Raw genomic sequence first — 19,796 nt, 5'->3', positions numbered from 1 at the left:
AGCCCACCCAACGCAAGAGCCCCACCCCATGTCTCCACACCGAGCCCCACACCAGAACCAAAAGGCTGGTGCAGAATCCAGGCCGGGAACGCTCCCGAAGCAAGGAGCAAACGAAAAACGACCACCGCACCGTGGGGGTCTACGGGGGCTCGGCCCCCGTATGGGAATTAAGACAACGGGAAAGAAGCCCCCCGACGAAGTCGGAGGGCTTCTGACCATTCGAATGGTAGCGGGGACAGGATTCGAACCTGCGACCTCTGGGTTATGAGCCCAGCGAGCTACCGAGCTGCTCCACCCCGCGTCGTTGTGTCACCAACCTTACGGGGTGATGAACCGTAGTGCAAATCCCCTGGCCCCAGAAGTGACGCACGTCATTTGCACTCGATCGGACTCCGGAAAAACGACGGGGCAGGGACCGCCTGCGCGATCCCCGCCCCTGGTTGCCGTTGCCGATCAGCCGCCGGTGCCCTGCGCCTGCTCGAAGCGCTTGATCGCGTCGTCGAGCTGCTGGTAGGCCGAGCCGAGGTCGGCGAAGTTGCCGGACTGCTGGGCCTTGCGGACGTGCTCCAGGGCCGCCCGGATGTCGGTGACCGCCTGGGACAGCTGGGGGCTGCCGGGGGTCTGCTGCGGGGGCTGCTGGTTCTGGACCGGCGGCGGCTGCTGGCCGTTCTGGCCCGGGTTGGTGGCCTGCCCGGCGCCCGAGCCGAACACCTGCTCCAGCGCACCGGCCAGGGTCTCGGAGAAGCCGACCTTGCCGCCGAAGGACACCAGCACTCGGGCCAGCTGCGGATAGGAGTTCTGCTCGTTGCGCTGGATGTAGATCGGTTCGACGTACAGCAGGCCACCGGCGACCGGGAGGGTCAGCAGGTTGCCGAAGATCGCGGTCACGTTCGGGTTGTTGAACAGCGTCCGGTTCTCGGTGACCGCCGGGGTCGACTCCATCTGGTTCTGGACCTGGTTCGGACCCGGCGTCGAGTTGTTGGTCGGCAGCCGCAGCACCGTGAGCTTGCCGTAGTTGTCCGGTTCGGAGGACGCCGACACCCACGCCGCCAGGTTCTCGCGGCGCAGCGCGGTGAGGGCGCTGGTCAGCTGGAACTGCGGCTGGCCCTGCTCACCGACCTGGGCGAGCACGTAGTACGGGGGCTGCTGCCCCTCGGCGTTGGCGGCGCTGCCGCGGCCGGTCGGGTCGGACGGCACCTGCCAGAAGGTCTGGTTCGAGAAGAAGTCGCCCGGGTTGTCGACGTGGTACTGGGTGAGCAGCGAGCGCTGCACCTTGAAGATGTCCTCCGGGTACCGGAAGTGGTCGCGCAGCTCAGGGGTGATCTCGCTGGCCGGCTTGACCACGCCGGGGAAGACGCCTTCCCACGCCTTGAGCACCGGGTTCTTCTCGTCGACCGAGTAGAGGTCCACGGAGCCGTCGTAGGCGTCGACGGTCGCCTTCACCGAGTTGCGGATGTAGTTGATCTGCTGGTTGGGCTGTCGCTCGACGCCGGTGAGGGTGTCGTTGGTGGCCTCTCCGAGCTCGGTCAGCTCCGCGTACGGGTAGTTGTTCAGCGTAGTGTAGCCATCGACGATCCACTTGATCTTGCCGCCGATCACGGCCGGGTACGGGTCGCCGTCGAGCTTGAGCCACGGCGCGACCTTCTGCACCCGCTCCCGCGGGTTCCGCTCGTAGATGATCTTGGAGTCATCGCCGATCGCACCGCTGAACAGGAAGTTCCGCTCGCCGTAGTAGGCGGCGAACACCAGGCGCTGGAACAGGTTGCCGACCGGGACACCGCCCGTGCCGGTGTAGGTGTACTGCTGCTGGTCGGTGTCGTACTCGCGGGGCGCCTCGCCCGGGTTGCCACCGACGATCGCGTAGTCGTTGCGGCCCACCAGCTCGCCGTAGTACACGCGCGGCTGCTCGACCGGGATCGCGCCCTGGCCGTTGTTGGCCACGTCGCTGATCTGGAACACCGGGTAGCCGCCCTGGGTGGCACCTTCCTTGAACGTGGAGTCGACCCGGTCGGCCGGCGCGGCGACGAAGCCGTTGCCGTGCGTGTAGACGGTGTGCCGGTTGATCCAGTTCTGCTGGTTCACGGCCAGGCCGTCGGTGTTGATCTCGCGCAGCGCGACCAAGTAGTCGCGCAGCTGGCCGTTGCCGTCCCGGTACCGGTCGACGTCCAGCTTGTCGGTGAACCCGTAGAAGTTGTACTGCTGGGTCAGCTGGGTGAACGTCGGGGCCAGCACGTTCGGGTCGAGCAACCGGATGTTCGGGATGGTGCCCTTGTCCGCGGCGACCTCGGCCGGCTGCAGCTGGGTGCGGCCCGGGTAGTCGACGAACTGGACGTTGGGCTCGCCGATGTTGAAGGCCGCCTTCGTCGCCTCGAGGTTGCGCTCGATCGACTGCGCCTCCCGCTCGTTCGCGTTGGGGCGCACCGAGAACTGCTCCATCAGCGCCGGCCACACCGCGCCGACCACCACGCTGGAGAGCACCAGCAGCACCGTGGCCAGGGCCGGGATCTGCAGGTTCTTCAGGAAGATCACCGCGAAGAACGCGATCGCGCAGAACACCGCGATGCACATCAGGATCAGCTTCGCCGGCATCACCGCGTTCAGGTCGGTGTAGCTGGCACCGGTGAACAGCGGGTTGCGCTGCGACAGCAGCAGGTCGTAGCGGTCCAGGAAGTAGTCGACCGCCTTCAACAGCACGAACAGGCCCGCCAGCACGGCCAGCTGGACCCGCGCCGGCATGGACAGCTGCCCGGAGCGGCCGGCCAGCCGGATGCCGCCGAAGATGTAGTGCGTGATCAGCGCGCCGATGAAGGACACGGTGATCGCGATGAACGCCCACGACAGCAGGAACCGCCAGAACGGCAGCTCGAAGGTGTAGAAGCTGATGTCCTTGCCGAACTCGGGGTCGACCTGCCCGAACGGCACGCTGTTGAGGAACAGCTGGAGGGTCTGCCAGTCGGCCTGCGCGGCGAGCCCGCCGATCACGCCCACCACGATCGGCAGCCCGAGCCCGAAGAGCCGGGAGCGCTCGGTGGCCACGGTGCGGTACCGGGCCAGCGGGTCGTCGGGACCGCTGACCGGCACGAACACCGGCCGGTTGCGGAAGGCCAGCCACAGGTTCAGGGCCAGCACGCCACCGAGGAAGACCGCCGCGGCCACCCCCAGTCCGGCGCGGGACAGCAGCTGGGTGGTGAAGACCTGCCGGTAGTTGACCTCACCGAACCACAGCCAGTCCACGTAGGTGCCCAGCATTCGCGATCCGGCGATCAGGGCGACCAGCACGATGCCGCCGAGGATCAGCAGGATCCGGCTTCTCCGGGACAGTTTCGGCATTCCTACCGGGGGCCGCATGGCCACAACGCACGCTCCTGGTGACGATCAGCAGGCCTGGACGGTACCGGTGGTTCGGCCGCCCTCGTGATGTTCAACTCTACGACCCCTTCGTGAAGTTCCTGGAAGCGGCTTCGCGAACTGGATTAAGCGGACATCTTTCGCGGGTCATCGGATCGGCCGGCGGCGGCCGCCCGGTCCGGCGGTGCGACCATGGCGGCATGCCACCGGAGACCCCCGAGGACCTGGCCGCGGCGCTGCCGTCGGCCGCTCGCGAGATCGAGGAGTTCGTCCACGCCGCGGGCTGGGACCAGCCCACCCAGGTGTTCGCCCTCGTGCCCACCAACCAGCTGCTGGCCGCCGAACCCGGGCTGGCCGACCAGCTCGACCCGGCCTCAGCGCTGACCCCGATCGCGCAGGAAGCGCTGCCCGCCGAAGACCTCGCCGAGGCGTTGAGCGGCATCGCGTGGCCGGAGCAGGTGGCCGGCTGCGCGGTGGTGCAGGAGATCGTGGTGCTGCCGCCGGAGGCGGAGGCAGAGCTGCCCGGCGACAGCGAGCGGGACCGGGAGATCGCCGCCGAACACCCGGACCGCCACGAGGCCCGACTGGTCGCGGCGGTGCTGCGGGACGGTGGCGAGGCATGCGTGATGCGCCTGCGCGTGTCCGATCCGGAGACCGGTGGCGAGCTCATCCAGGACCCGTCGCTGGCCCCGAACCTGCTCACCGCGCTCCACGCCACCTTCGCGGACTGACCGGTTCGCGGTGGGGGCCGGCATGCCGGTCTCCACCGCGAACGCCGTCGCGGATCAGCAGCTGGCGGGGACCTGGCCGCCGCGCAGGGCGTCGAGGGCCTTGGTCGCGTCGTCGAGGTTCTCGACCTTGGCGAGCTGCAGCCCCTCCGGCGCCTGGGTCTTGGCCTCGGCGCAATTGCCGGCCGGAACGAGGAAGGTCGTCGCGCCCGCTTCACGGGCCTTGACCATCTTGAACGGGATGCCGCCGATCGGGCCCACCTCGCCGGTCGGGCTGATCTCGCCGGTGCCCGCGATGAACTGACCGCCGTTGAGCTCGCCCGGCGTCAGCTTGTCGATGATCGCCAGGGTGAACATCAGCCCCGCGGACGGACCACCCACATCGGCCAGGCTGATCTTGATGTCGAAGTTGACGTCCGGCCGCTCGATCGCGGCCACGCCCAGGAAGCCCTGCGGGTCGGTGCCCGGATTCGGGCCCAGCTGCACGCTCGCGACCTGCTCGGGCTGGTCGGTGTGGCGGAACCGGATCTCCACCCGGTCGCCGGGCTTGGTGCCGACCAGCGCCGCCTTCAACGAGGTCGGATCGGTGACCGGCTTGCCGTTGGCGGCCAGCAGGTGATCGCCGGGCTCCAGGACCCCGTCCGCCGGGCTGCCCTTGACGATCTCACCGACCAGGACCTTCATCGGGTAGCCGAGGTAGCGCAGGGCCGCGGTCTCGGCGGTGGTCTGCGAGTCGCTGAAGGCCTTGGTGTTCTCCTGCTCGATCTCCTGCTCGGACTTGTCCGGCGGGAAGTACAGCTCGCGCGGCGCCAGCGCGTACCGGCCGCTCACCCACAGCCCCATCGCGCCGAACAGGGACAGCTGATCGGTCACCGACACCGTCGTCATGTTCAGGTGCCCGCCGGTCGGGAAGGTCTGCTGCCCGTCGATGCCGATCACGGGGACGTTCCCGTCCATCCCGAGGGTGTCGTAGGTCGGACCCGGCCCGAGCGCCACGTACGGCACCCGGACGAACGCGCCGAGCAGACCGAAGGCGACTACCAGTACGACACTTGTCAGCAGCGTCCACGTACGGCGGTTCACGAGGTGACAGCGTACGTGTTCGCGCCCAGCGAGCTCCGGACACCTTCTGTGAGGTGGCGAAGGCCGCGTACCGTGGAACTATGACCAACTTGCCGTTCGGGTTCAGCTCGCAGGACCCTGACGATCCCGACAAGGGCGACTCGTCGCAAGGCCGCTCTGAGGGCGGCGCCGGTGGCCCCGGGGACCTTCCCGGTTTCGGCTTCGGCGGCATGCCCGGACCGGGCGGCATGCCGAATTTCGACATCGGCCAGCTCGGCCAGATGTTGACCCAACTCGGACAGGCGCTCAGCCACTCCGGCAGCAGCGGCTCCGGGCCGGTGAACTACGAGCTCGCCAAGCAACTCGCGGTGCAGCAGCTGCACAACAACCAGCGCACCGAGCGCCCGAGCCAGGACCAGGTCAAGGCGATCGAGGACGCGGTCCGGCTGGCCGAGCTGTGGCTGGACGCCACCACCTCGCTGCCCGCCGGCGTCCGGTCGGTGCAGACCTGGTCGTCGGTGGACTGGGTGGAGAAGACCCTGCCCACCTGGCAGCGGCTGTGCGACCCGGTCGCGCAGCGGATGTCCAGCGCCTGGCTGGAGGCGCTGCCGGAGGAGGCGAAGCAGGCCGCGGGCCCGCTGCTGTCGATGCTCGGCCAGATGGGCGGGATGACCTTCGGCTCGCAGCTCGGCAACGGCCTCGCCCAGCTCGGCGGCGAGGTGCTGACCTCCACCGACGTCGGCCTGCCGCTCGCCCCGGCCGGTACCGCGGCCCTGCTGCCCGCGAACATCGAGCGCTTCATCGAGGGCCTGGACCGGCCCATCAGCGAGGCGACCGTGTTCCTCGCCGCCCGCGAGGCCGCGCACCACCGGCTGTTCAGCCACGTCCCGTGGCTCGGCCAGCGGCTGCTGGCGACCGTGGAGGAGTACGCCCGCGGCATCCACATCGACACCTCGGCGCTGGAGGACCTGGCCGGCAAGGTCGATCCGACCAACCCGAGCTCGATGCAGGAGCTGATGGGCTCCGGGATGCTCGAGCCCAAGACCACTCCCGAGCAGCAGGTCGCGCTGAACCGGCTGGAGACGCTGCTCGCGCTGGTCGAGGGCTGGGTCGACGTGGTCGTCGCCGACGCCGTCGGCGACCGGCTGCCGGGTGCCGGCGCGCTGGGCGAAACCGTCCGGCGGCGGCGCGCGACCGGCGGGCCTGCGGAGCAGACCTTCGCCACGCTCATCGGCCTGGAGCTGCGGCCCCGCCGGATGCGGGACGCCGCGAACCTGTGGCGGCTGATGACCGAGCGGCACGGCGTCGAGAGTCGGGACCGGATCTGGGACCACCCCGACCTGCTGCCGGACAGCTCGGACCTGGACGAGCCGCTGGACTTCGCAGACCGCTGGGGCTCGGGTTCCGCAGACCTGGACGACCCGATCGCCGCGATCCGCCGCGCCGAGGCCGACGAGGCGGCGAAGTCCGATGACGAGGGCGACGACTCGCCGAAGCGCGACGAGAACTGACCGAGCGCGGACGGGGCACTTCCGGACTCCCGGAGGTGCCCCTCGTCATGTGCGGGCTTCGGCCTCTTCCGCGTCGTCGTCCAGCCCGATGCCGAGCTGGGCGGCCGCGGACACCCCCTCCAGGTAGCCGATGGCCCGCTCGGTCTTCGGGTAGCGGCGCACCCACTTCCAGAAGTCGGCCCCGTGGCCGGGCACCAGCAGGTGCGCGAGCTCGTGCACGAGCACGTAATCGAGCACCCATCCGGGTACATCTCGGAGGCGTTGACTCACCCGAATGGTGGCATCGCTGGGCGTGCAGGAAGCCCACCTCGTGCGCATCGGTGGCACCCACCGAACGCTCTGCGGTTGCGCCCTGCCGTCGAGGTACTTCGCGGACAGCTCGCGGCACCGCTGGAGCAGCGCTTCGTCGGATTCCCGCGCGGGCGAGCGCCGACGCGTCTCGCTGCGTTGCAGGCGGCTCAGCATGTCCGCCACCCAGCGCTTTTCCTCCGCGCGGGTCATCCGCGCCGGGAGAAGCACCACGATCTTGTCACCGTCGCGATAGGCGCTCACCGTCTGTCGGCGGCGCTTGCTGCGGCGCACCTCGACCTGGGGTTCAGCCACGGGAGTGGACCTTAGCGAGTGCTCCCGACAAACGGCCCGCGCTGTGAGCCGGACCTCAGCGCCTACGCATCGTGATCCCCCGAGGGATTACTCCATTAAGTCGAACATGCGATGCTCGTAATGCATGCATGTCGAATGGCCCACATGTACCGTTCCCCCAGCCGCCCGGAGGTGGGCAGAAGAGCCAGCAACGACGCTGGATCACGACATGAAGGAGGGGAGCCGTGGCCGAGACGTACAACGGCTACTGCGTGAAGTGCCGGGAGAAGCGCGACTTTTCCGGTGAGGTCTCGGAGACCAACGGTCGCCGAATGGCGAAGGGCACCTGCCCGGTCTGCGGCACCAAGATGACCCGCATCCTCGGCAAGGCGTGACCGGGCACGGGTGGGCCGCCGCTCGGGCCGCCCACCCGCCCGCATCTCCGACGCATCGCTCCGGCGTTCGACATCGCACCCGCCGTGCCGGAGCGCCAGGGGGGTACATCCGTGCTCAGCTCGGCCCGGAGGGCTGACGAGCCGGCTTGTTCGCCCTTGTCCGGCGGAATCGCGAATGCGACCGGTGGCGCAAACCTGACGGCCAACACGTCGATCACGCCCCAAGGCGCCGCAGGGAACCTCTAGCATGTGACTGGGTTTCTCGATTTCGAAAACATCTTCGGACATCGAGAGGGTTTTCCTGCGCGCACCAAGGAGAATTCGTGGCCGACATTCCCCGCCGGGCGGCACACCGCACCGCGAAGCTCGCCAGCCTGCCGCTTGGTGTCGCCGGCCGCTTGGCCGCCGGGTGGGGGAAGCGGCTCACCGGGCAGAATCCGGCAGAGATCAGCGCCGAAGTATCGGCCAAGACCGCGGAGCAGGTGTTCGCGGTCCTCGGCCAGCTCAAGGGCGGCGCGATGAAGTTCGGCCAGGCGCTGAGCGTGTTCGAGGCCGCCGTGCCTGACGAGATGGCCGGCCCGTACCGCGAGGCGCTGACGAAGCTGCAATCCGCGGCACCGCCGATGCCCGCGAGCAGCGTGCACCGGGTGCTCACCGAGCAGCTGGGCTCCGCCTGGCGGAAGCGGTTCGCCGAGTTCGACGACGTCCCCGCCGCGGCGGCGAGCATCGGGCAGGTGCACCGGGCGACCTGGCACGACGGCCGCGAGGTCGCGGTCAAGGTCCAGTACCCGGGCGCGGACGAGGCGCTGCGCTCCGACCTGCGCCAGCTGATCCGCTTCTCCCGCCTCTTCCAGTCGCTGGCCCCCGGCGCCGAGGTCAAGCCGCTGCTCGCGGAACTCCAGGACCGGATGGTCGAGGAGCTCGACTACCGCACCGAGGCCGACAACCAGCGGGCGTTCGCCAAGGCGTTCCGGGACGACGATGCCGTCCTGATTCCGGCCGTGATCGCCAGCGCCCCGAAGGTGGTCGTCACGGAGTGGGCGACGGGCAAGGCGTACGCCCAGATCATCGCCGACGGGGAACGGGAGGAGCGCGACGCGGCGGGGCGGCTGCTCGCCGAGTTCCACTACTCCGCGCCCGCCCGGGCCGGCCTGCTGCACGCCGACCCGCATCCCGGCAACTTCATGCTGATGACGGACGGCAGGCTCTGCGTGATCGACTTCGGTGCGGTCTCCCGGCTGCCCAACGGCGTGCCCGCGACGTTCGGCCGCATGGTCCGGCTCGCTCTGGAGGACAAGTCCGCCGAGCTGCTGGAGTTGCTGCGCGCGGAGCGGTTCGTGCAGGGCGACCGGGAGATCCAGGCCGAGGACGTGCTGGCCTACCTGGCGCCGTTCGTGGACCCGATCCGCACGCCGACGTTCCACTTCACCCGGCGCTGGTTGCAGCGCCAGGCCGAGCGGGTCGGCGACCTGCGCAGCCCGGACTTCCGGACGGGGCGGTCGCTGAACCTCCCGCCGGACTACCTGCTGATCCACCGGGTCACGCTGGGCGCCACCGGGATCCTCTGCCAGCTCGACGCCGAGGTCGGCGCCCGCGACATCATCGCCCGGTGGCAGCCGGGCTTCTCCGACTGATCGCCCGCCGGCGGACCGCGGCCCGAATGGGCGTCAGCTCACCGGCCTAGTGCCGAGGTGGACCGTGTTCGCGGTCAGGTAGTACACGTCGTCGCGGTTTCCGGCGTAGTGCTCGCCGGATTCGTCGAGCAGCTCGTCCAGCGCCGCCAGGTCCTCCGGCCCGACACGGTTCTCCGCGTCCCTGCGGAGGAACTGCAACCGGCGGAGCACCGCCTGCAAGGCGACTCCGGACACCGGAGCTGGGCGGTCCACGAGGTAGCTCCACGACCGCACGTCGTCCAAGCCCGCCTCGGACAGCGCCTTGCCCCACCCCACCGGCATCCGGGCCGTGCCGGTCATCTCCGCCCGCATCTGCCGGAACCAGTCCTGGCGGGCGGCGGTCAACCGGGCTTCCAGCCCCGGCTCGGCGAGGCCGACGTCCGGCGGCAGCACCTTCGTTTCGAGCCCGAACTCGACGATCGCCAGCCTCCCGCCCGGGCGCACCAGGTTCACCAATCGGCGCACGCCGGCCAGCTGGTCGGGCAGGTGGTGCACGACGAACGCCGCGAAGACCACGTCGGCCTGCGCGGGAGCCCCCGCCTTCTCGATGGCCTCCGCGAGCGAGTCGTCGGCGGCGTCCGCCTGGACGGCGTGGACCTCGATCCGGTCGGAGACCTGCTTGACGCGGGCCTCCGCCGCCGCGAGCAGTTGCGGCGCCGTGTCCACGATGGTCAGCGCTCCGCCGGAATCCGCCAGCTCCGCCGCGAACGCCGCCGCCGTTCCGCCCGCTCCGGCGCCGACCTCGATCACGGTGCGATCGGTCGGGCGCAGCAGCTTCGCGACGAGTTCGGCGATCTCCGGCGCGTTCAGCTCATCGCCGTCCCGGAGCCGCTGCAGGTGCTCGTCCCAGTCGATGTTGTCGTGCGAGTGTCCGGTCACGAGGCATCACGATACGGGCAATGCCCCGGCCGGTGCTCTGTGTTGTCAAGGTGCGCGAGCGCTCGAGCGCATCGAGTCTCGTCCTGCGCAAGGGATTCCGGTCGCCGGGGCCGCGGGCTTCCCGACCGGCGGACGCGGCCGGGAAGCCCGCATGGGACGGCTCCTGGAATCCGTTGCGGTGCAAGGTGGTTCAGCACCGCCATCGAGTCCTACCGAGCCGATCCCGGGCGGCTCACGGACATCGGGACGCCTGCTGCGCGCGGCGACCGGCGTAGTCGGCGAGCCAGCGCCACCAGCGACCGGCCGAGATCTCCCTGGCCAACCGATGTCGGTGCGCTTCGTCGATCAGCTCGTTACTTCGTATCCGGGACAGGTCCTCGGGCATGAACATCCTTACCTCGCTCTTGATCGGGTTTCCGGTGATGGGGTCGATGGTTCGGTGGTACGTCATGCCGCTCGCTCCTGACCTCGCCGCGCGGGCCGGCCCGCGGCCGGGGTGTCGGCGGGCAGCGGGTGCTTGCGCGGACGGCCGCGCGGGCGCTTGCGGGCGACCACCGCACCGCGCTCGAAGATCTCGCCACCCCAGACGCCCCACGGCTCGCCGCGGGACAGCGCGCCGGCCAGGCACTCGGCCTTGATCGGACAGTCGGCGCACAGCGACTTGGCCTGGTCCAGCTCCCGCGGGTTCTCGGCGAACCACAGGTCGGGGTCCTGACGGCAGGGCAGTCGGCTTTCGAGCGTCGTGGGGCTGCCGAACAGGCCGGCCACGGTGTCCTCGTCTGCCAGCAAGCCCTCGCCCGAGCTGGATATCGGCACACTCGCGGTCAACATGAAACTTCCTCCAGTATTCGATCGGCGGCAGGAAAAACGGGAACGACAAGAAGGCCGCGGACCCGTTTGCGGGTCCGCGGCCTTCGAGAAGCCTGAGAGACGTTCCTAGATCAGTGGATCGAGGAATCGCCTACGAACGGACCGGCATGGGTCGACAACGGTCTGCGGAACCGCACGGAACCAACGCGGCTTGAACTCACGACCATTGCCAGCTTCGTACTCGGCAGCAGCTGGGATTGGCGCGAAAGTGCCGCGGGACAGCGCGATGGCCCCGGCCATGAGGTGGCGCGGGGTGCTCGACATCAGAATCGTGGACACCAAGGCCACCTCCCTTCGGGGTTCAGGGCCGTGGTTTCTCCCAACCACGGCTCGCGCTCTTGCAGGTTATTGGCACCACCGTGCCGGTCGCAACGTATTTTTCGAAGAATCCGCTCGATCGCCTGAAAAACCCGTGCGACCAGGCGTTTCAGCGCATGTCGCGGCGGTCACCCTGGGTCAGCGCGAGCACGTCGGAGCCGAACTTCTGCAGCTTCGAGGCCCCGATCCCGGAGATGCCGACCAATGCGGTCTCGTCCAGCGGCCGCTGCTCGGCGATCGCGGTCAGCGTCGCGTCGGTGAACACCACGTACGCGGGCACCTTCAGCTGCCGTGCCCGCTCGCTGCGCCACGCCTTCAACTGCGACAGCAGATCTTCGTCCACATCAGACGGGCAGCCCGCGCAGCGACCGAGCTTGATGTCCATCGTGCCCGTCAGGACGACGTTGCAGATGCGGCAATGCGGTTTCGCGGCCTTCGCGGGTCGTGACAGCAGCTCGCGCTGCTTGACCTTGTTGGGCAGCGCCGCCGGATGTTCGTCCGGCACCAGGCTGTACAGGAAGCGGCTGCGCCGGCGGTAGCGGCGGCCACCGGCGCGCGCCAGCGCCCACGACAGGGAAAGGTGCTCGCGGGCGCGGGTGACCCCGACGTAGAGCAGGCGGCGTTCCTCCTCGACGGCCGCGTCGGTGTCGGCGTGCATGATCGGCAGGGTTCCCTCGACCAGACCCACCAGGAACACCGCGTCCCATTCGAGGCCCTTGGCCGCGTGCAGCGAGGCCAGGGTGACGCCCTCGACGGTCGGCGGATGCTGGGACTCGGCACGCGCGTCGAGTTCCGCGACGTAGCGGGCCAGCCCCGCTTCGGGCTCCGCGGCGGTCAGCTCCTCCGCGAGCTCCACCAGCGCGATCAGCGACTCCCACCGCTCGCGCGCGGCCCCACCGGCAGGAGGCTCGTCGGTCAGGCCGACTTCGCGGAGCACGGACCGGACGGTCGCGGGCAGGTCCTCCTCATCGGCGCCGTGCGCGATCGCGGTGCGCAGCGTGGCCATCGCCTGCCGCACCTCCGCCCGCGCGAAGAACCGTTCGCCACCGCGTACCTGGTAGGGGATCTCGGCGTCGGACAGCGCCTTCTCGTAGACCTCCGACTGCGCGTTGACCCGGAACAGCACCGCGATCTCCGACAGCGCGACGCCTCGCTTGGCCAGCTGAGCGATCTTGCGCGCGATCGCCTCGGCCTCGTCGGTCTCGTCGTCGTACTCGGCGAAGTCCGGCCGGGGCCCGTCCGGGCGTTGTCCGACCAGCTTCAGCCGGGTGCCGGCCGGCCGTTCCCGCGCCGCGCCGATGACCTGGTTGGCCAGGCCCACCACCTGCGGCGTCGACCGGTAGTCCCGTTCCAGGCGCACCACCGTCGCCTCCGGGTACTTGCGCGGGAAACCGATCAGCCACTTCGGCGACGCGCCGGCGAACGAGTAGATCGTCTGGTTCGCGTCGCCCACCACCGTGAGGTCGTCGCGGTTGCCTACCCACGAGTCGAGCACCCGCTGCTGCAGCGGGTTGACGTCCTGGTACTCGTCCACGACGAACGACCGGTACCGGCCGCGGAACTCCTCGGCGATCTCCGGCTGGTCCTCCAGGATCGCCGCGATGTGCAGCAACAGGTCGTCGAAGTCCAGCATCTGCGCCCTGTTCTTGACCTGCTCGTAGGTCGCGAAGGCCTTGCTGAGCTGCTCCGGCAGGACCGGCACCTCCCGCCCGGCGGCGGCCGCGGCGGCCGGGTACTGCTCGGGCCCGATCAGCGACGACTTGGCCCACTCGATCTCGCCGGCCAGGTCCCGGACGTCCTCCCGCTCGGTGGACAGCCCGAGCTTGTTCGCCGCCTGCATGACCAGCCGGAACTTGTTGTCCGCCAGCTGCCACATCTGCGTCTCGTGCACCCGCGGCCAGAAGTAGCGCAGCTGCCGGAAGGCCGCGGCGTGGAAGGTCTGCGCCTGCACGCCGGCCGCGCCGAGCGCGCGCAGCCGGGTGCGCATCTCCCCCGCCGCTCGGGCGGTGAAGGTCACCGCGAGCACCTGCTGCGGCGCGACGAGGCCGCGCTGCACGAGGTAGGCGATGCGATGGGTGATCGTGCGCGTCTTCCCGGTGCCCGCGCCCGCCAGGACGCACACGGGGCCGCGTGGTGCGACGACCGCCTGCCGCTGCTCCGGATCCAAACCTTCCAGGAGTCGCGGCTGCTCGGTCATGCCCGGCATCTTCGCAGACCTGCTCCCCCGTTCGGGGCTACACCCCGGCACCCGCAACCGCGTGTCGGGCGTGATCCGCCGGCGAGAACTGTGCCCGAACCACGCTGAACTGCGGCGAAAGGTGCTCAAAAGGACATGCGGAGCCGGCCGGGGAGGTCCCGGCCGGCTCCTCGCGTCAGTCCTGCCAGGTGGCCCAGCCCTTGATCATGCGGTAGGCGATGGACACGCCCGGCGGCAGGCGCAGGCCGTCGACCGCTCCGCCCTCGGACTCCAGGGCCGCCCGGACCGTGTCGCGGTGCACCCAGCGGGCGTCCTCGATCTCGCCGTCCGCCGGGGTCAGCGGCGCCGACGGGTCCGCGATCGCGGCGAAGCCCAGCATCAGCGACCGCGGGAACGGCCACGGCTGGCTGCCGAGGTAACGGACGTCCGAGACCGCCACCCCGACCTCCTCCGCGATCTCGCGCGAGACGCAGGCCTCCAACGACTCACCGGCCTCGACGAAACCGGCGAGCACCGAGTACCGCTCCGGCGGCCAGATCGGCTGGCGGGCCAGCAGGATGCGGTCCGCGCCGTCGTGCACCAGGCAGATGACGGCCGGGTCGGTGCGCGGGTACTCCTCGCGGTCGCAGCCCGTGCAACGCCGGGCCCACCCCGCGCGGACCCGCGTCGTCGCCGCGCCGCACACCGCGCAGTAGCGGGCGTTGTCGTGCCAGCCGAGGAGGCCGACAGCGGTGGTGAACAGCCCGGCGTCGGTGTCGTTGAGCAGACCACCGCCGGTGCGCAGGTCCCGCCAGTCGTCCTGGGCTCCGTCGTGCTCGCTGCGCAACGCCCAGTAGCCGATCTCGTCCTCGACGCCGAGCAGGACGGCGTTGGGGACCGGGCCTGCACCGAAGTCCGTCGCGGGATGCACCACGAGCCGCGAATCCTGGCCGATCTGGGTGCGCCCTCTGGCGTCCACCAGCACGACCCGTCCGGTCGTCCACAGCTGGGCGCCGCCGTCCGGGGCGTCCCGCAGCGTCTCCCTGCGGTCCACTGTGGACCTGGAGAGCAGGGGCGCGGAATCCAGCTGGAAACCCGCCCCGGCCAACACCTCGGTAGTCATCTGCCCGCCTCACCGTCTAACCGGGTCATGGCAGCACCACTCCCCCGAGCAGCCGCAGCTGGCCGGCGAGCTTGTCCGCGTCGCCGACGACCACTCCGGTGAAGGACGTGGGAGCGAACAACCTGGCCGCCTCGGCAACTTGCTCGACAGTGACCGCCCGCAACCGCTCGGGGTGCGCGACCAGCCAGTCCTGCGCCAGCCCCGCCGTGGCCAGCGCGGCGAGCGTGGATGCCATCCCGGCCTGCGAAGCGGTGGAGGTGAGCAGGCTGCCGATGGCATACTGCCGGGCCGACTCCACCTCCGACTCGGTCGGCGGCACCAGCGCCAGCCTCGCCAGCTCGTACCGGGTCTCCAGCAGCGCTGCCGCGGTGACCTCGCTGGCGGTGTCGGCGTCGACGAGGACCGTGCCGTTGCCCCGGGTGAACTCGAACGACGAGTGCGCGCCGTAGGTGTAGCCCTTGTCCTCGCGGATGTTCTCCACCAACCGCGAGGAGAAGTAGCCGCCGAAGACCAGGTTCGCGACCTGCAGCGCCGGGTACTGCGGGTCCGTGCGCGGCAGCGCCTGCGCGGAGAAGCGCAGCTGCGACTGCACCGCGCCGGGCCGGTGCACCAGCCGCACGTCACCACCGCGGACCGAGGGCAACGACGGGAGCTCGCGCGCGCTGTCCTCGGACTGCCAGTCCGCCAGGTTGCGCGCGACGGCCGCCACCGCCTGATCCGGGTCGATGTCACCGACCAGCACCAGCACCGAGCCGCGCGGCAGCACCGACTCGCGGTGCAGGGTGCGGACCTCCTCGGCGGTGACCTCGGCGACGTCCTCGGCCGCCGGCACCTCGCGGACGAACGGGTGGTCGCCGTAGCGGTGTCGCTGCAGCTCCTCGCGGGCGATCACCCGCGGCTGCGATCGCGCGACGGCGATCCGCTCGACCAGCCGGGCGCGCTCCCCCTCGACCTCCTCGTCGCGGTACACCGCGCCGGTCAGCGCGTCGGCGAGCACGTCGAGCAGGGTGTCCAGCCCGGTGGCCAGCGCGTCACCGGTGATGCTGAGCCGCTCCGGGTCGACGACCGAGCTCAGGTCGGCGCCCACCGCGGCCAGGTCGGTGTCCACCTGCACCCGGTTGCGGCGCTCCGTGCCGGTCAGCAGCGTCTCGGCCAGCAGCTCGGCGCGGGCCGGGTGCTTCTGGTCCTCGCCGGCGAACGGGATCCGCAGGCGCAGTTCGACCATCGGGACCACGCCGTGCCGGGCGGCGATCACCCGCAGGCCGTTGTCCAGCACGGTGTCCACGACGGCCGGCGCGCGGCCGGTGCGGGGCTCGCCGAGCGGCGGCAGCGGGCGCCGGCCGAGCTCGGTGCGGCCGATCTCCTCGGCGCTGCGGTGCGTTGCGCGGGTCATGCCGGACCTCCTGTCGCGTTCTCGTCACCTGCGGGTTCGATCTCCAGCACCGCTCGTGCGTCCGACCGCAACGCCTTCGCGGCCGCCGCGACGTCCTCGGTGCGGACCTCGCCGATCCGCTTCGGCAGCTCGGAGATCAGCTCCGCGCGGCCGTGCAGCAACTCGGCGCTGCCCAGGTCGAGGGTCCGGGTGACCACCCGGTCGTGCCCCCGGTAAAGGCTGGCGGCCCAACGCGCCGTGACGCGGGACAGCTCGTCCTCGGTGGGGCCGTCGGCGGCCAGCTTCTCCAACTCCTCGTCGACCGCTCCGATCACCCGGTCGAGGCCGACCTCCGGCGTGTGGATCGCGGTCACGGTGAAGGTGTCCGGGTCGCGGGCGTCCAGCGGGGAGCCCATCAGACCGCAGCCGGCGTGCACGTCCACCACCAGCGAGTCCTGGTAGACCAGGCGCTGCTGCAGGCGGGCGGCGTCGCCGTCGGACAAGATCGCCGCGAGCACCACGTTCGCCAGGTAGGCGTCGAGCTCGCCGACCGGGTCCGGCAGGCGATAGCCCAGCGCGACGGCGGGCAGCGGCGCGTGCGGGTCGGTGTGCTTGCCGCGCAGCTCACCCGACGGGAACGGCTCGCCGAACGACGGCCGCGGCGCGACGTCGCGCGCCGGCACATCGCCGAAGTGCTTGTTGATCAGATCGATGGTGTGCTCGACGTCGAGGTCACCGCTGACGGTCAGCACCGCGTTGCCCGGCGCGTAGTAGGTGTCGAGGAACGCGGCGCAGTCGTCGACGGTCGCCTGTTCCAGGTCGGTGAAGTCGCCGTAACCGTTGTGGGCGTTGGCGAAGGTCGAGTACAGCACCGGCGGCAGCAAGATCCACGGGAAACCGCCGTAGGGGCGGTTGAGGACGTTGAGGCGGATCTCCTCCTTGACCACGTCCACCTGGTTGCGCAGGTTCTCCTCGGTGATCTTCGGCGCCCGCATCCGGTCCGCTTCGAGGAACAACGCCCGCTCCAGCGCCGCCGACGGCAGCACCTGGTAGTAGTCGGTGTAGTCCTGGTGCGTCGAACCGTTGAAGGTGCCGCCGGAGCCCTGCACGTGCCGGAAGTGCGCGAGCTTCTCCAAGCTCTCGCTGCCTTGGAACATCAAATGCTCGAAGAGGTGGGCGAAACCGGTGCGCCCTTCCGGTTCCGAGCGGAAGCCCACGTCGTAGTGCACGCTGACACCGACCACAGGGGCCTGGCCCGACGACGCTTGGCCCGCCGCCGAGTCCGGTGCCAACACCACGCGCAGCCCATTGGGCAAAGTAACGCGATGCAGCTGGGGTTCGACCATGCCATGCAGCCTACGTGCGGACTGTCAAGCCGTGGGCGCCCCCTTCGCCACTCTTCGGCGTGTCGTGATCACCCGGCGTAGATGGCGAAATCCCGGCGCGCAGCATCCAGCCGCGGTCGAGCGGTCCCCGCCTGTTCGGGCGCGGTCAGCGGACCTGGGCGATGAGGGAATCGATCTCGGCGCCGATCGTGCGCGCGTCGGCCGGCAGGATCGCGAAGACCTGCTCGCCGGAGCTGCCGCGCTCGACCCGGTTCAGGTAGCGGCCGTCCGGCTCGTTGTCGAACCAGGACACCACCTGGGAACGCTTCCGGCGGCCGTACTGGTCGCGCGTGCTCGCCGAGATCTGGCCAATGCGCGCGTGCGGCGCCTTCCCGATCGCCTCGTAGAGCGCGACCTGCTGGTCGCCGCTGCTGCCGCGGTTCGGGGTGGCCGACTGCATCATGCTCATCTGGTCGTAGTCGTCGGGCTGCGGCTGCTGCACCAGCGAGCTCTGCGGGACGCGCACCGGTCCCTGGCCGCCCGGCTTGGTGGGCGGCAACGTGGCCAGCAGGACCTGCGGCAGCGGGGCTTTCTCGTGGACCTCGACGGTCAGCATGCCGCCGCGCTGCGGGTCCTCGCTCGGCGTCTGCACGCCGAGCACGACCCGGTTGCCTTCGGTGAACACCGCGAGCGCCCGCCAGCAGTGATCGGAGCCGACCTGCGGGAACCACAGCGAGTCGACCCACAAGAACGGGTTGGCCAGCGTCTTGAGCGCGGTGACCAGCGGCGGCGCGACCTCGTCGTTGATCACGACGCCGGCGGCGGCCATCCGGTCCAGCTCACCGATCGCGATCTGGCTGAACTGATCGGCGGTGTACCCGAAAGAACGGGTGCTCAACGGCAGGGTCAAACCGTCGATCTTCAAGTACTTGAGCACGATGTCCAAGTGCACCGGCTGAAGCTGCCACCGCCCCAACACGCCCACTGTCGTTTCTCCCCTTGTGAATTCGCCCGCTTCAAGCGTGACCGACCGGTGGTGCCGAGGTCGGCACCACCGGTCGGCACCGGATCATTCGCCGAGCACCGGCGGGGCGGTCTTCGGCATGTCGTTCATCCAGATGTCGTCCTGCTCCTCGAGCCACGACGGACGCTCGTGCTCCTGGTCCTCGCTGCCCTGGCCGCGCTGACCGGCACCACCCATGCCGCCCATCGCGCCTCGTCCGGCACCGGCACCTCGAGCACCTGCTCCACCGGCCGCACCGGCACCAGCCCCGGCGCCGAGTCCACCGACACCGGCCCGGCCACCGGCGGCCATGCCACCGGCGCCTGCACCGGCACCCATGCCACCGACCATGCCGACACCGCCGGCGCCGCCGCCGGGGAGACCACCACCGGCGCCACCGGTGCCACCGCCGGGGAGCCCGGTTCCGCCACCGCCGGGAAGGCCGGGCTGACCGGCCCACTGGCTGCCGGTCCCGGACGGCGTGGTGTAGCCGCCACCGGGGATACCGCTACCGAGATTATTGGGGTCGTACGCACCGACGGGGCGCCCGTCCCCGGGAATGCCGCCACCGGGGATACCGGTGCCGATGCCACCAGCGGGAAGCTTTCCGGTCCCGCCACCCGGCGTTTCGCCGCCGGGTCCGCCGCCGGGATTTCCTGGACCTCCACCGCCCCACTCCGTGGGTGGCGGCGGGGGCACGGGCGGCGGCTCCTTGGTGTTGCCGTCCGGCCCCTTGTACTGCGGCATCTTGGCGTCGACCTGGGTGAGAGTGGGGCTGTAGACGCGCGCCATCGTCTCCTGCGCGGCCTTCTCAGCCTCCTCCTGCTCTTCCATCTGACTGAGCGCGTTGATACCACCGCCGGCGACCCCGAACGGAACGGAAGCGGCGGCGGCCTCACCCCAGCTGAAGCCCTGGGGCTTCTCAACCATCTTGCTGGCCTGACCGGCGGCCTCACCCGCGGCGTGCAGGTTGTTCCCGGTCATCTCGAAGGCATCGGCACTGGCCTTCATCCAGTCGGAAGCGGGCTTGCCGACCTCACGAGCGTTGCCCGCGGCCTCGCCTTCCCAGCCCCCATCGACGATCTTGGCCAGGTCCGTGGCGTAGTTCTCACCGCGCTCGCGCAGGCCCTTTGCCAAATCGAGCCACGCCTGCGCGGACTCACCAACCTTGCCTTGATCGATCGACTCCTGGTTGGTCTGGAAGATCTGCCCGTGGCTGAATCCAGACCAGTTGATGCACTGGCTGATAGCAGGCGAGTCGTAGCCGGTGACGTTCAACCCGGAATTCTGCTGCGCCAGCTGCGATTGTTGCTGCTGGGCGACCCGGTTGGCCTCTTCGCCGTGCTTCTTCCGCTCCTCTTCCGCAGCGCTCTCCCAGCCGAAGACCCGGGAACCCGCGTTGTCGAGTGTGCTGAGAAGTCCCATCACTCC

At 70.2% G+C, this 19,796-nt stretch carries 16 protein-coding genes and 1 tRNA gene; 4 read left to right on the top strand and 13 right to left on the bottom strand.

Going from position 1 to position 19,796, the window contains the following annotated elements; all coding sequences use genetic code 11:
• Positions 1 to 224: 224 nt before the first annotated feature.
• Positions 225 to 301, bottom strand: a tRNA-Met gene (locus E1288_RS09365).
• 152 nt (positions 302 to 453) lie between these two features.
• Positions 454 to 3,348: a UPF0182 family protein gene (locus E1288_RS09360; RefSeq protein ID WP_132483360.1), complete on the bottom strand. Its 2,895-nt coding sequence runs from the start codon at positions 3,346 to 3,348 to the stop codon at positions 454 to 456.
• 200 nt (positions 3,349 to 3,548) lie between these two features.
• On the opposite strand from E1288_RS09360, the gene E1288_RS09355 reads away from it, so the two are divergent.
• Entirely contained in the window at positions 3,549 to 4,079 is a 531-nt protein-coding gene (locus tag E1288_RS09355) for a PPA1309 family protein (RefSeq protein ID WP_132483298.1), read from the top strand.
• A gap of 54 nt (positions 4,080 to 4,133) precedes the next feature.
• On the opposite strand, the gene E1288_RS09350 is transcribed toward E1288_RS09355, so the two are convergent.
• Positions 4,134 to 5,159, bottom strand: coding sequence for a YlbL family protein (locus tag E1288_RS09350; protein WP_132483296.1), 1,026 nt, complete (start codon positions 5,157 to 5,159; stop codon positions 4,134 to 4,136).
• 80 nt (positions 5,160 to 5,239) lie between these two features.
• Here E1288_RS09350 and E1288_RS09345 point away from each other — a divergent pair, with 80 nt between their 5' ends.
• On the top strand, positions 5,240 to 6,649 hold the full coding sequence (locus E1288_RS09345) for a zinc-dependent metalloprotease (protein ID WP_132483294.1): 1,410 nt from the start codon (positions 5,240 to 5,242) through the stop codon (positions 6,647 to 6,649).
• 45 nt (positions 6,650 to 6,694) lie between these two features.
• Here E1288_RS09345 and E1288_RS09340 read toward each other — a convergent pair whose 3' ends face one another.
• Complete coding sequence (locus tag E1288_RS09340) at positions 6,695 to 7,252, bottom strand: M48 metallopeptidase family protein (protein ID WP_132483292.1); 558 nt, start codon at positions 7,250 to 7,252, stop codon at positions 6,695 to 6,697.
• Between the two features lie 224 nt (positions 7,253 to 7,476).
• Here E1288_RS09340 and E1288_RS46815 point away from each other — a divergent pair, with 224 nt between their 5' ends.
• On the top strand, positions 7,477 to 7,626 hold the full coding sequence (locus tag E1288_RS46815; protein ID WP_010693945.1) for a DUF5679 domain-containing protein: 150 nt from the start codon (positions 7,477 to 7,479) through the stop codon (positions 7,624 to 7,626).
• A gap of 323 nt (positions 7,627 to 7,949) precedes the next feature.
• The gene (locus E1288_RS09335; RefSeq protein ID WP_132483290.1) at positions 7,950 to 9,260 is read left to right on the top strand and encodes an ABC1 kinase family protein; all 1,311 of its coding nucleotides are present in this window, start codon (positions 7,950 to 7,952) and stop codon (positions 9,258 to 9,260) included.
• Between the two features lie 33 nt (positions 9,261 to 9,293).
• On the opposite strand, the gene E1288_RS09330 is transcribed toward E1288_RS09335, so the two are convergent.
• The 9 genes from E1288_RS09330 to E1288_RS09290 form a co-directional block, all read right to left on the bottom strand.
• Positions 9,294 to 10,178 carry a methyltransferase gene (locus tag E1288_RS09330; RefSeq protein WP_132483288.1) on the bottom strand — a complete coding sequence of 295 codons (885 nt, stop codon included), beginning with the start codon at positions 10,176 to 10,178 and terminating at the stop codon, positions 9,294 to 9,296.
• 232 nt (positions 10,179 to 10,410) lie between these two features.
• Positions 10,411 to 10,629: a hypothetical protein gene (locus E1288_RS09325; protein WP_132483286.1), complete on the bottom strand. Its 219-nt coding sequence runs from the start codon at positions 10,627 to 10,629 to the stop codon at positions 10,411 to 10,413.
• A complete protein-coding gene (locus E1288_RS09320) occupies positions 10,626 to 11,009 on the bottom strand; it encodes a WhiB family transcriptional regulator (protein ID WP_132483284.1) in 384 nt (127 codons plus the stop codon). Before E1288_RS09320 ends, E1288_RS09325 begins: the two co-directional genes overlap by 4 nt.
• A gap of 466 nt (positions 11,010 to 11,475) precedes the next feature.
• Complete coding sequence (locus E1288_RS09315) at positions 11,476 to 13,563, bottom strand: ATP-dependent DNA helicase UvrD2 (RefSeq protein WP_132483282.1); 2,088 nt, start codon at positions 13,561 to 13,563, stop codon at positions 11,476 to 11,478.
• 175 nt (positions 13,564 to 13,738) lie between these two features.
• Positions 13,739 to 14,665 (bottom strand): NAD(+) diphosphatase, encoded by a 927-nt coding sequence (gene nudC, locus E1288_RS09310; protein ID WP_207954263.1) that lies wholly within the window; start codon positions 14,663 to 14,665, stop codon positions 13,739 to 13,741.
• Between the two features lie 25 nt (positions 14,666 to 14,690).
• A complete protein-coding gene (locus E1288_RS09305) occupies positions 14,691 to 16,058 on the bottom strand; it encodes a M16 family metallopeptidase (protein WP_132483280.1) in 1,368 nt (455 codons plus the stop codon).
• Positions 16,055 to 17,383 carry a M16 family metallopeptidase gene (locus E1288_RS09300; protein WP_132483278.1) on the bottom strand — a complete coding sequence of 443 codons (1,329 nt, stop codon included), beginning with the start codon at positions 17,381 to 17,383 and terminating at the stop codon, positions 16,055 to 16,057. The genes E1288_RS09305 and E1288_RS09300 overlap by 4 nt, the downstream gene beginning before the upstream one ends.
• A gap of 145 nt (positions 17,384 to 17,528) precedes the next feature.
• A complete protein-coding gene (locus tag E1288_RS09295) occupies positions 17,529 to 18,314 on the bottom strand; it encodes an ESX secretion-associated protein EspG (protein ID WP_235883439.1) in 786 nt (261 codons plus the stop codon).
• Between the two features lie 117 nt (positions 18,315 to 18,431).
• Entirely contained in the window at positions 18,432 to 19,790 is a 1,359-nt protein-coding gene (locus E1288_RS09290; protein ID WP_132483274.1) for a PPE domain-containing protein, read from the bottom strand.
• Positions 19,791 to 19,796: the final 6 nt, after the last annotated feature.

The organism is Saccharopolyspora elongata, assembly GCF_004348985.1.
GTDB classification, from domain to species: Bacteria; Actinomycetota; Actinomycetes; order Mycobacteriales; family Pseudonocardiaceae; genus Saccharopolyspora; species Saccharopolyspora elongata.
This window is presented reverse-complemented; position numbering and strand designations above follow the sequence as displayed.

Coding starts and splice junctions, on each gene's coding strand:
- E1288_RS09360 (WP_132483360.1), bottom strand. CDS start 3,348: ATGCGGCCCCCGGTAGGAATGCCGAAACTGTCCCGGAGAAGCCGGATC.
- E1288_RS09355 (WP_132483298.1), top strand. CDS start 3,549: ATGCCACCGGAGACCCCCGAGGACCTGGCCGCGGCGCTGCCGTCGGCC.
- E1288_RS09345 (WP_132483294.1), top strand. CDS start 5,240: ATGACCAACTTGCCGTTCGGGTTCAGCTCGCAGGACCCTGACGATCCC.
- E1288_RS09325 (WP_132483286.1), bottom strand. CDS start 10,629: ATGACGTACCACCGAACCATCGACCCCATCACCGGAAACCCGATCAAG.
- E1288_RS09320 (WP_132483284.1), bottom strand. CDS start 11,009: ATGTTGACCGCGAGTGTGCCGATATCCAGCTCGGGCGAGGGCTTGCTG.
- E1288_RS09315 (WP_132483282.1), bottom strand. CDS start 13,563: ATGACCGAGCAGCCGCGACTCCTGGAAGGTTTGGATCCGGAGCAGCGG.
- nudC (WP_207954263.1), bottom strand. CDS start 14,665: ATGACTACCGAGGTGTTGGCCGGGGCGGGTTTCCAGCTGGATTCCGCG.
- E1288_RS09305 (WP_132483280.1), bottom strand. CDS start 16,058: ATGACCCGCGCAACGCACCGCAGCGCCGAGGAGATCGGCCGCACCGAG.
- E1288_RS09300 (WP_132483278.1), bottom strand. CDS start 17,383: ATGGTCGAACCCCAGCTGCATCGCGTTACTTTGCCCAATGGGCTGCGC.
- E1288_RS09290 (WP_132483274.1), bottom strand. CDS start 19,790: ATGGGACTTCTCAGCACACTCGACAACGCGGGTTCCCGGGTCTTCGGC.